Here is an 11,601-nt window from a genome sequence, read left to right on the forward strand (position 1 = left end):
CATGCACGCACTGATCACCACGCGGCACGGGGCGCGTGAGGCGCTCCTGTCCCTCGACCTGGACGAACGCACCAGCACCGCGGACCTGGCCGAGCGCCTGGCCGCCGAGGTCGGTGCGCCGAGGGGCAGCACGATGTACGTCGACGGCCGGCCCGTGTGGGACGGCGGCGTGCAGGACCGTCCGGTGTCAGATCGTTCAGGGCAGGACGGCGGCGGTCCCGCGGCCGGCATGCTCGTCGCGGCGTCGGGGATCCGGGACGGCGCCGTCGTCACGTTCGGCGAGCCGGATCTGCGGGGCGGCGTCCTGGGCGGTCCGGTCGACCTGTGCGTCACGGGCGGCACGGGCGCGGGCTCGGTGGTCCGGCTCGGCGTCGGCGAGTCGGTGCTGCAGGTCGGACCGGACGGTCGTATCCGGGTGGACGAGCCGCGCGAGGGCGGGCGGCCCGCCGTGGTGGTCGTCGTCGCGCTGGACGGCGGGGTGCGGGTGCGACGTCTGCCGGACCCGCGTTCCGCGGGCCACGCGATCCACCTGGACCGGCTGGAGGAGCCGCTGGGCGAGGACGAGGCGCCGTGGGCGGTCGGTACGCAGCTGCGGATCGACCCGAGCGTGCTGACGGTCCAGCCGGCCACGCGGCCCGACGCCGACCTGCGCCCGGCCAAGGAGCCGGGGCACCTGGACTACAACCGGCCGCCGCGGCTGCTGCCGCCCATGCCTGCCACGCACTTCCGCCTGCCCGCCGAGCCGATCCCGCCCGCGCGGAACCCGCTGCCGTGGCTCGGCATGGCCATGCCCGCGGTGCTGGGCATCGTGATGGCGATCGTGTTCCGGTCGCCGTTCTACCTGATGTTCGCGCTGGCCTCGCCGCTGATGGGCTGGGGCAACTGGTGGATGCAGAAGCGCAACGGCGTGACCACGCACAAGGAGCGCCTCAAGCAGCACGCCGAGGAGCGGGCGGCACTGGAGGAGGAGGTGCTGGACGCCGTACGCCGCGAGCAGCACCGGCGCCGGGTCTCCAGCCCCGGGGCTGCCGAGCTGCGGCTCATCGCGACCACGCCGACGCGCCGGCTCTGGGAGCGCCGCAGCACCGACGGGGACCACCTCACGGTGCGGCTCGGGCTGGCGGACGCGACCAGCCGGGTCGAGGTCGAGGACAGCGCCGAGCCCGAGCACCGCCGCAAGACCCGTGCGACCGTGCGGTCCGTGCCGGTCACGGTGCCGCTCAAGGAGGCCGGCGTGGTCGGCCTGGCCGGCCCGGGGGACTGGCCGCGCCGTCGGGCACGCTGGATGGTGGGCCAGCTCGGTGTGCTGCAGAGCCCGCGCGACGTCCAGGTCTACGTGCTGACCAGCTCCGAGCACGTCCAGGCCTGGGCCTGGGCGGCATGGCTGCCGCACGTGCGCCCGTCGTTCGGCCAGGAGGCCGTTGCGCTGATCGGGACCACCACGGACACCTTGTCGGCCCGCGTCGCCGAGGTGAACTCGCTGATCACGCAGCGTCGCGCCGCCATGGAGGGATCGAGCAACAAGCTCATGTCCGGTCCGCAGGTGGTCGTGGTGCTCGACGGCGCCCGCCGGCTGCGCGCGCTGCCCGGCGTCGTCTCCATCCTGCGCGACGGTCCGGGCGTCGGCGTGAGCGTCGTCTGCCTGGACGGCGACGAGCAGCTGCTGCCCGAGGAGTGCACGGTCGTGGCGCTCGCGCGCGTGGACGGCGGCATGACGCTGCGTCGGCAGGACGCCGACGACCTGCGGTCCGTGCTGGTCGACGAGGTGCAGGACGACTGGTACGAGCCCGTCGCCCGCGCCGTCGCCGCGGTGCACGACGTGACCGCCGCCGAGGGCGAGGGGCTCATCCCCGACTCGGCGCGGCTCGTCGAGGTGCTCGGCATCGAGGAGCTCGACGCCGAGCAGATGGTGGCCCGGTGGCGCATGATCGACAGCGGCGGAAAGGGCAGCACCGCCGCCGTCGTGGGAGTGTCGCTGGACGGGCCGTTCACGCTCGACATGGTGCGCGACGGGCCGCACGCCCTCGTGGGCGGCACCACGGGTTCGGGCAAGTCGGAGTTCCTGCAGACCGTCGTCGCGTCGCTCGCGGTGGTGAACACGCCAGAGACCATGAACTTCGTGCTCGTCGACTACAAGGGTGGCGCCGCGTTCAGCCAGTGCGAGCAGCTGCCGCACACCGTCGGCATGGTCACCGACCTCGACTCCCACCTGGTGGAACGGGCGCTCGACTCGCTGCGTGCCGAGCTCACCTTCCGCGAGCACATCCTCGCCGCCGCAGGGGCCAAGGATCTGGAGGACTACCTCGACGCCCAAGGGCGGGGGTACGTGGGACCCACGCTGCCGCGCCTGATGATCGTCATCGACGAGTTCGCCTCGATGGCCCGCGAGCTGCCCGACTTCGTCGCCGGGCTGGTCAACATCGCCCAACGGGGCCGCTCGCTCGGCATCCACCTGATCCTCGCGACGCAGCGTCCGTCCGGCGTCATCTCCCCGGAGATCCGCGCCAACACGAACCTGCGCGTCGCCCTGCGGATGACGGACAAGAGCGAGTCCAAGGACGTCATCGACGCGAACGAGGCGGCGGACATCACCAAGTCGCAGCCCGGCCGGGCCTACGCCCGGCTCGGGAGCACGTCGCTGATCCCGTTCCAGTCCGCCCGCGTGGGCGGACGGCGGCTCTCGCTGACCGACCTCGGCCAGGTCGACCCGCCGTTCGTCGCACGGGTGTCGGTGGCCGACCTCGGTGCCCCGCCGCCGAGCCGGCCCCGCGCGAAGCGGCAGGAGAACGTCGAGACCGACCTCGCCGCACTCGTCGAGACCCTGCGCGAGACCGCAAAGCTGGGCGGGTGGCCCGCACCGCGGCGGCCGTGGCTGCCGGCGCTCCCGGACCTGCTCTCCTTCGACGGACTGGTACAGCCGACCGCCCGGTCGCAGTTCGCCTGGGCGCTGGAGGACTCGCCCGCGGACCAGCGCCAGGGCCCCGCCCTGATCGACCTCGACGACTTCGGGCACCGGTACGTGATCGGCGCCCCGGGCAGCGGCCGCTCGACGACGCTGCGCACCGTGGCGTTCGCCGCGGCGCACAGCATGCCCGTGGCCGACCTGCACCTGTACGCGCTCGACTGCGGCAACGGCGCACTGACGGTGCTGAACGAGCTGCCGCACACGGGCGCCGTCGTGCAGCGCGGGCAGGCCGAGCGGGCCAAACGCCTGCTCACGCGCCTGCAGGCCGAGCTAGGGCGGCGCCAGCAGGTGCTCGCGGCGGGCAACTTCGCGAGCGTCACGGAGCAGCGTGAGCTCGCCGACCCCGGCACCGGGCTGCCGCGCGTGCTCGTGCTGATCGACCGCTGGGAGAGCTTCATGAGCACCTACGGCGAGGTCGACAGCGGCAAGCTCGTCGAGATCGTCCAGGAGCTGCTGCGCGACGGCGCGAGCGCGGGCATCCACCTCCTGGTCGCCGGCGACCGCAGCCTGCTCTCCAGCCGGATGAGCGTGCTGACCGACGACTCCCTCGTGCTGCGGCTGACCGACCGGTTCGACTACGGGATGGTCGGCATCAACCACAAGAAGCTGCCCGAGGAGATCCTGCCCGGTCGGGCGTTCCGGTCGGGCAGCGGGCTCGAGGTGCAGGTGGCGATCCTCGGCGACGACCCGTCGGGCCGCGCCCAGACAGGCGCCGCCCGCCGGATGGCGGCCGAGATCCGGGAGCGCGAGGACGTGGTGCCCGGGACGGGTCCGTTCCGCGTGGACGACCTGCCCTCGACGATCACCGTCGACGCGGCCTACCAGTACGTCGGCCCGGAGGCGGCTCAGCCGATGTGGGCGCTGCTCGGTGTGGGCGGCGACGACCTGACGGCGTTCGGCATGGACCTCGCGGGGGACGCGCCCGCGTTCCTGGTGGGCGGCCCGTCCAAGTCGGGGCGGTCCACGCTGCTGGCGGTCATGACCGAGTCGCTGCTGCGCGGCGGCACCCAGGTGGTGATCCTCGCGCCCCGGCCGAGCGTCCTGCGCGACTTCGAGGGCCGCGACGGCGTGCGCGCCGTGCTCACCGGCGCGGAGATCACGGAGGAGGAGCTGGCGCCGCACCTCGACCCGGACGGTACCCCGGTGGTGCTGGTCGTGGACGACGGCGAGCTCCTGGCCGACGCCCCGGCGAAGACCTGGCTGCGGGCCTACCTGCGCACGGCCCCCGACAACCGCCGCGGGCTGATCCTCGGCGGCGACGCCTCCGAGGTGGCGAGCGGCTTCTCCGGCTGGCAGGTCGACGTCAAGAAGAGCCGGCGAGGCGCGCTGCTCAGCCCGCAGGACCGGTTCGACGGCGACCTGGTGGGCGCGAGCCTGCCGCGTTCCGCCGTGGCGACCCAGGTCACCCCGGGCAAGGCGCTGGTGCACCTCGGGTCGGGGGAGCTGATGACGGTGCTGGTGCCGACGCTGTAGGGGTTCGCTCCGGTCCGCGTGGCGGTGGGCGGTTCGCCCACCGTCGTGCCACCGTAGGACCGTGCCAGCGCACGAGCCGACAGACCTCGACGCGGTCATCGACGCGCTCTACGCCCGGCCGCTCGAGGAGTTCATCGCCGCCCGCGACGCCGCCGTCCGCCAGATCGCGGACGGCGGCGACCGGCTGAGCGCCGAGCGGGTCAAACGCCTGCCCAAACCGTCGGTCGCGGCCTGGGTGATCAACCGCGTGGCGCGGGACCACCCCGAGGAGATCGGGGCGCTCGCGGACCTCGGCGACGAGCTGCGGTCCGCCACCCAGGACCGCGACCGCGGCCGCATCCGGGCCCTGGACCACCTGCGGCGGGAACGCACCGAGGCGCTGGTCCGTACCGTCCGGGAGGCGGGCGAGGTGGGCGGGCGCACCGTGTCGTCCGCGGTGCTGGACCGCCTGACCGAGACCCTGACGGCGGCCGTGATGGACCCGGACGCCGCCGCGGTCGTGCGGGCCGGACGCGTCTCGCGTGCGCTGCAGCACGTCGGGTTCGGGATCGTGGACGAGCAGGGCGAGGAGGCCGAGCTCGTCGCGCTGCACGTCGTGCGGGACGGGGACGGTGCCGGGGGCGGCCCCGGCGCTGAGGACGGGGCGGACGGCGAGGACGGTCCGGACGGCGAAGACGCTGCGGGCCCGGACGCGGCGTCCGCCGAGACGGACCTGACGGCCGCGGAGCGGGCGGTCGACGAGACCTCGGCGCACGTCGACGAGCTGGAGGAGCGCCGCGACGAGGTCCGCGAGCGGATCCGGACCGCCGACGCCGCCGTCGAGCACGGCCAGGACGAGGTGGAGCGCCTCGACCAGGAGCTCGAACGCCTCACCGCGGAGCGGGACGCCGCACGTCAGGCGCTGGGGGAGGCCCGGGAGGCTGCGGACGAGGCCCGCGCCGACCTGGCTGCGGTCGAGGACGAGCTCGACGACGCCGTCGAACGCGCCGCCGAGGCCCGCCGCCGTCGCCGGGCTGCCCGCGGGCGGTGACTTCTGGGGGTGAGGCTGCCGCGGACGATGACCCCTCGGAAACCTCGCCCGCTCCGGACCCCGGCCCGAGGCATCGGTTCGCCGACCGTTCGTGGCGCGTTCATGCCGGTGGGGGAGTGTTCGGCGCATGCGTCGCCTCACCACCCTCGCGGCACTGTCCGCTCTGACAGTCCTCGTCCTCCTGCCCGGCCTGGCCGTGCCCGCGGACGCGCACGGGTTCACGTCCACCGTCTACGCCGACGCCTCGACCCCGCAGCCGGGCGTCGTGCGCACCGAGCTGGGCCTCGAGTACGACCTGCTCGTCGTCTCCGCCGCCGAGAACCAGGACGACCGTGCCTTCTTCGACGAGGGCATGGCCGTCTGGGAGACCGGCGACGAGCCGACGGCGCTGGCCGCCCACGCGGACACCGTGCTCGGGTACGTCACCGGCCGCTTCGAGGTGACCGCCGACGGCGAGGTGTGCGCCCCGGGGCAGTTCGGCGAGTTCCGCGTCGAGGAGCGCGAGGGCGTGCCCTACGCGGTGCTGGTGCTCGACCACGCCTGTGCGGCCGTCCCCGGCACGGAGCCGGACGCGCCGCCCGTCGACTACGAGGTGCGCAGCACGCTCTTCGGCGACGAGGAGGGCTACGTCACCGGCACGACGACGATCCTCGACTACGAGCTCGACGGAGTCGCAGGCAGCGCGGCGCTCACCCAGCACACGCCCTCGTTCTCGACGATCCAGCCCTGGTACGAGCGCATGGGCCACTTCTTCGCGCTGGGGGCCGAGCACCTGCTGTCGGGCGCGGACCACATCCTGTTCCTCGTCGCACTCATCGTGGGCTCCCGGCGCCTGCGCGACGTGGTGCTCGCCGCCACCTCGTTCACCGTGGCGCACTCCGTGACGTTCATGCTGGCGGCGCTCGGCCTGGTCAGCGCGCCGGCCGCCGTCGTCGAGCCCGTCATCGCGCTGTCGATCGCCGTCGTGTCGGCCTGGCACGTGTGGGGCCTGTGGCGTCGCCGGCCGGACGCCCACGACGGCGTGCTCGAGCCGACGCGCGCCGGGCGCCTCGCGCTCGGCCGGGCGGACTGGTTCCGGCTCGCGGTCGTCTTCGCCTTCGGGCTGGTGCACGGGCTCGGGTTCGCCGGGGCGCTCGGCATCGACGAGCCGTTCTCGTGGACCCTGCTCGGCTCCCTCCTGGTGTTCAACGTGGGCATCGAGGTGGTGCAGCTCGGGATCATCGCCGTCGTCTTCCCGCTGCTGACCCTCCTGCGCCGCCGCGCACCCCGGACGGCGCTCTGGGCGGGTGCGGCCATCGCGGCCGGCGTGGCGCTGGTCGGGCTCTTCTGGTTCGGCCAGCGCCTGCTCGGGCTGGAGTGAGCCGGAAGATCACCCGCCGCCGGGGCTTCTGTTCATCCGGCGCTCATCCAGCCGTCGGGCGCGATTCGTATTCCGGGGCAACAGTCGGCCCGGCGCCGCCTGGCGCCCCGTTCCTGGAGGATTCATGCAAGCGAATGCTCATTCCCCGGCTGCGCACCTGCGCGGCTGGGGGCGTTCGGCCGTCGTGGCGCTGGGGCTCGTCTCCGTCGTCGCGGGCGGTCTGACGTACGCCGCGACGTCGGCAGGTGCCGCGGACCTGCCCGAGACCTTCCTGGGCAGCACGACCGCCTGGAAGTACTCGGACACCAACACCGACCCCGCCGCCGGCGGTGCCGACCGGCTCACGTGGACCCGCGCGGGCTTCGACGACACGGCCTGGAAGAGCGGCACCGGCCCGTTCGGTGCCAAGAACGGCTCGCCGACGCCGGACCTCGGCTCCGGGTTCCCCGTGACCTCGGTGCTGGCGCACTACGTGGACCCGGCGGCCGCGACCAAGGTGGCCGTCCCCACCTATCACCTGCGCACCACGTTCGACGTGACGGAGGACCAGCTCGAGCGCATCGCGTCGCTGCGCGGTGACGTGACCTTCGACGACGCCGTGCAGATCTTCGTCAACGGCACCAAGGTGGCCGGCTTCGTCGACGAGCGGGTCGAGGCGGTGCCGGACGCGCAGAAGAACCTGACGTACGCGGGCGCCAGCGCCGGCAACCCGGTCGACCAGCAGTTCGCCGTGCCGGCGGACGTGCTGCGCGCGGGAGTCAACACGCTGGCGATCGCCCTGTACAACGACCGGGCGAACAGCTCCGACGTGTACCTGGCCCTCAAGTCGCTGGTTCCCGTCGAGACGCCGGACGAGGAGCCCACGACCACAGTCTCGGACCTCGTGCTCGGCATCGGGGCGACCGAGGCCGAGCGCAACCTCGCCTGGTACGCGGACACCGACACCGAGCAGGTGGCCCAGATCGCGCCCGCGGGCGAGGTCGTGGGCGGCGTGTTCCCGGACGACGCGATCAGCGTGGCCGCGACCGGTGGTCCCTCGTCGAGCGGCGAGTTCTACCGCCACGCGACGTTCACCGGTCTCGAGGCCGACACGGCGTACACCTACCGCGTGGGCACCGACGGCGCCTGGTCCGCCGAGCACACGTTCCGTACGCGCGGCTTCGACGGCGCCTTCGACTTCCTGTTCTTCGGCGACCCGCAGCTCGGCTCGTCCGGGAACGTGCCGCGCGACACCGAGGGCTGGATCGACACGCTCGACGTCGCCACGCAGGCCTACCCGCAGGCCGAGATGCTCTTCTCGGCGGGCGACCAGGTGGAGGCGGCGGGCAGCGAGGCGCAGTACGAGGCCTTTCTGTCGACCGACCACCTGCGCGAGATCCCGTTCGTGGCGAACAACGGCAACCACGACGTCGGCAACAAGGCGTACAGCCAGCACTTCAACACGCCGAACCTCGACCAGACGGCGGGTCCCGGTACCGGCACGAGCTCCGGCGGCGACTACTGGTTCGTCTACAAGGACGTGCTGTTCCTCAACCTCAACTCCAACAGCCGCGACTACGCGTCGCACGAGCGGTTCGTGCGCGACGTGATCGCGGAGCACGGCGACGAGGCGAAGTGGAAGGTCGTGTCGTTCCACCACTCGATCTACTCGGTGGGCCCGCACGCCACCGACGGTGACGTGATCGACCGCCGCAACCAGTGGCCCACGCTCTTCTCCTCCGTTGGTGTGGACCTGGTGCTCCAGGGCCACGACCACAGCTACGCCCGCTCGTACCTGATCCGCAACGGCGAGAAGGCCGACCCCGCAGAGGAGGCGGGCGCCGACGTGCTCACCCCGGGTCCCGGCGGCGTGCTCTACCTGACGGCGAACTCGGCGTCCGGCTCGAAGTACTACTCGGCCAACGCGGCCGGCTCGTGGTGGCTCTCGGCCTTCAACCAGGAGAACGTGCGCAACTACACGGCCGTGGAGGTCACGGACGACGCGATCTCGGTCAAGACCATCCGGTCCGAGGCCAAGGACGCCGACCGCCCGGTGAACTCCGTCGTCGACCAGGTGACCATCGCCAGGCCGGTCGACCCGAACACCCAGCGCCTGCAGGTCGTGGTACCGAAGGGGGCCCCGGGCGAGTTCGTCTGGAGCATCGACGGCGCCAACACGCTGGTCGACCTCGGCACCGCAGAGGCCGCCGGTGACCACTACGCCGCCGACGGCTCGATCAACCCGATCCGGGTGACCGACACGCGCCGCGGCAGCCCGCAGTGGGCGATGTCCGCCCAGGTGGGCGACTTCACGTCGAACGGGAAGTCGTTCTCCGGCCGGTTCCTCGGCTGGCAGCCGAGCCTCATCGAGGCGGGCGGGGAAGCCCTCGCCGGCGCCCGGATCACGTCCGGGTTCGGCGGCGGGCCGGGCCTGTCGCAGTCGTCGACCCTCGGTCACGCCGAGGTGGGCCACGCGGCCGGTTCGGCGCTGCTCGGTGCCGACCTCGACCTGAAGATTCCCGTCGACGTCACCGACGGGACCTACCGGGCCACGCTCACGCTGACCGCGCTGAGCTGACCCATGGCCGGGCGGGCGGTGCTCGTACCCCGAGCGCCGCTCGCCCGGTCCGCACGGCCGTTGGTCGAGCTCGTCGAGGCCTCTGACCGGTCTCTCGGCGCGCTCGACCAACGGTTCGCCGCTGCTCACCTGCACCACCGCGCACGAACCCCCGAAGGAAGCCCCATGCCCGTCGCCGTCACTCGCTCCCGCGCCGTCGTCGCGCTCCTGCTCACCGCCCTCGCGACGGCGGTTGCGGGACCTGCCGCCGCCGGACCTGGCGCCACCGCACCCGCCGTCACCGCGACCGCGGCCCCCACCGACGACGTCACCTGGGGCGTGCGCACCGCGACCAACGACCACGGCGCCGACCGGGAGAACTTTCGCTACACGGTGGACCCGGGCGTCACGCTGACCGACGAGCTCGTGGTCACCAACCACGGCGAGGGCACGCTCGAGCTCGACATCTACGCTGCCGACGGCTACACGACCACCTCCGGGCAGCTCGACGTCCTGACCCGGGACACAGACTCGGCAGAGGTGGGTTCCTGGCTGGTGCCAGGCGTCGACCGGGTACGGCTGGCGCCGGGCAAGAGCGCCGACGTGCCCTTCACGCTCCGGGTGCCGGACGACGCGACCCCCGGGGACCACGCCGGAGCGATCCTCACCTCGCGCACCGTGACCGCCCAGGAGGCGGGCCTCGACTACGAGACCCGCTCCGGCGTCCGCGTCTACCTGCGGGTCGCGGGCGACCTCGCCCCGGGCCTGACGGTCACCGACCAGCACGTCGAGTACCACCAGAACCTCAACCCGTTCGGGGCCGGGGACGCGACCGTCACCTACACCGTGCGCAACGACGGCAACGTGCGCGTCGCCGCGCACCAGACGGTGGGCGTGGCCGGGCCGTTCGGGTGGTTCCGCGCCACGGCCGAGGCCGACGACGTCCCCGAGCTCCTGCCGGGGGAGTCGTGGCCCGTGTCGGTGGTGGTCTCCGGCGTCGTGCCCCTGTTCCGGGTGAGTGCCGACGCCGTGCTCGTGGCCGAGCTGCCCGAGGTCGCCGGCACGACGCCGGGCGTCGCACCCGTCGAGGTGAGCACCTCCGGGTGGGCGGTGCCGTGGCTGCCGCTGGCGCTCCTGGTGCTGCTCGTGGCCGCGGTCGTGCTGATCGTGCACCGACGCCGGACCCGTGCGCAGCGGGAGGACGCGCGGGTGCGGGCCGCCGTCGAGCAGGCGTTGGCGGAGCGGGAGGCGCTGGCGGAGCGGGAGGCGACCGCAGGTGCCGGCGCCGAGCAGCCCGAGGCGGTCAGCCCGTGAGGCGGACGACGGCGAGCCTCGCCGCGCTCGGTGTAGCGCTCGTGCTGGCGGCGTGCTGGGCGCCCCCGGACGCCGCCGGGGGCGACGCCGCGAGCCCGCCGCCCCTGACCGGGTTCGCGGCACGGTTCGTCGGATCCGCGCACGAACCGGCCCCCGAGGCGACCGTCCGCCCCGTCCCGGGCAGCTGGGACGACGTCGTCGTGCCGGCCGGGTACACGATGGTCCTGATCGCGCGCGGCGGCGAGGCCACGACGGAGACGCTGACCGCCGCCGTCAAGAGTTATGCCGCCACGCACGGCACGAGGCTGACGGTGCTGCCCGCCCGCAGCGACGACGAGGTCGAGCAGCGCATCCATGAGGCCGTCGCCGCCGATCCTGACCTGGTCGTCGGCGTGGGCGACGGAGTCGTGGACGTCTTCTCCCTCATCACCGCCCAGTATCTGGACACGGACTTTCTCGTGGTCGGCGCACAGCTGCCGGAGCCCACGCACAACGTCACGGCGGTCACCTGGCCGGGGGCCGAGTTCCGGGGCACCGGCCTGGGCAACGGCGGCGCCGACCCGGGCGCTGTCACCCCCGAGCGTGCCGGCCAGGCCGTGAGCGCTGGGGCCGCGAGCGTGCTGCACGACCTGATGGGCATCGTCATCGACCTCGGCCAGTGAGGCGAAGGCCGGGACCATCACGATCACCCCAGGTCAGAGGAGGGCCAAGGCTCCTGGTGGGCGGCATCTCCGAGTCGGCGCCGGATCGAGGCGCTGCGGCACCGATGCAAGATCCGCTACCTCGACAAGCTGGTCGACGAGCTCGAACGGGCCAAGAAGATGGAGTCGATTCTGCGGGGCGGGGAGCCTGCCTATCGCCGACATTGAGGTGGGCTTCGAGTCTGTCCGTGCGGTGCCAAGGGTTATCCACAGATTTGAAAT

General features: G+C 73.3%; 7 protein-coding genes. All 7 read left to right on the top strand.

Annotated elements, in window-relative coordinates:
• Position 1 precedes the first annotated feature (1 nt).
• The 7 genes from AB0I32_RS15660 to AB0I32_RS15690 all read left to right on the top strand — a co-directional run bounded on the left by AB0I32_RS15660 (position 2) and on the right by AB0I32_RS15690 (position 11,547).
• Entirely contained in the window at positions 2 to 4,438 is a 4,437-nt protein-coding gene (locus AB0I32_RS15660; RefSeq protein ID WP_357507496.1) for an FtsK/SpoIIIE domain-containing protein, read from the top strand.
• Positions 4,439 to 4,499: 61 nt separating this feature from the next.
• A complete protein-coding gene (locus AB0I32_RS15665; protein WP_357507498.1) occupies positions 4,500 to 5,468 on the top strand; it encodes a hypothetical protein in 969 nt (322 codons plus the stop codon).
• A gap of 127 nt (positions 5,469 to 5,595) precedes the next feature.
• The gene (locus AB0I32_RS15670) at positions 5,596 to 6,828 is read left to right on the top strand and encodes a HupE/UreJ family protein (RefSeq protein ID WP_357507500.1); all 1,233 of its coding nucleotides are present in this window, start codon (positions 5,596 to 5,598) and stop codon (positions 6,826 to 6,828) included.
• Between the two features lie 124 nt (positions 6,829 to 6,952).
• The gene (locus AB0I32_RS15675; RefSeq protein WP_357507502.1) at positions 6,953 to 9,385 is read left to right on the top strand and encodes a metallophosphoesterase family protein; all 2,433 of its coding nucleotides are present in this window, start codon (positions 6,953 to 6,955) and stop codon (positions 9,383 to 9,385) included.
• A gap of 165 nt (positions 9,386 to 9,550) precedes the next feature.
• Positions 9,551 to 10,678 carry a DUF916 domain-containing protein gene (locus AB0I32_RS15680; RefSeq protein WP_357507504.1) on the top strand — a complete coding sequence of 376 codons (1,128 nt, stop codon included), beginning with the start codon at positions 9,551 to 9,553 and terminating at the stop codon, positions 10,676 to 10,678.
• Positions 10,675 to 11,340, top strand: coding sequence for a BMP family ABC transporter substrate-binding protein (locus AB0I32_RS15685; RefSeq protein ID WP_357507506.1), 666 nt, complete (start codon positions 10,675 to 10,677; stop codon positions 11,338 to 11,340). The genes AB0I32_RS15680 and AB0I32_RS15685 overlap by 4 nt, the downstream gene beginning before the upstream one ends.
• A 111-nt stretch (positions 11,341 to 11,451) precedes the next feature.
• Positions 11,452 to 11,547, top strand: a complete 96-nt coding sequence (locus AB0I32_RS15690) for a DUF2200 family protein (RefSeq protein WP_357507591.1) — start codon at positions 11,452 to 11,454, stop codon at positions 11,545 to 11,547.
• The last annotated feature ends 54 nt before the right edge of the window (positions 11,548 to 11,601 follow it).

The organism is Promicromonospora sp. NPDC050249 (genome assembly GCF_040656015.1).
Classification (GTDB): Bacteria; Actinomycetota; Actinomycetes; order Actinomycetales; family Cellulomonadaceae; genus Promicromonospora.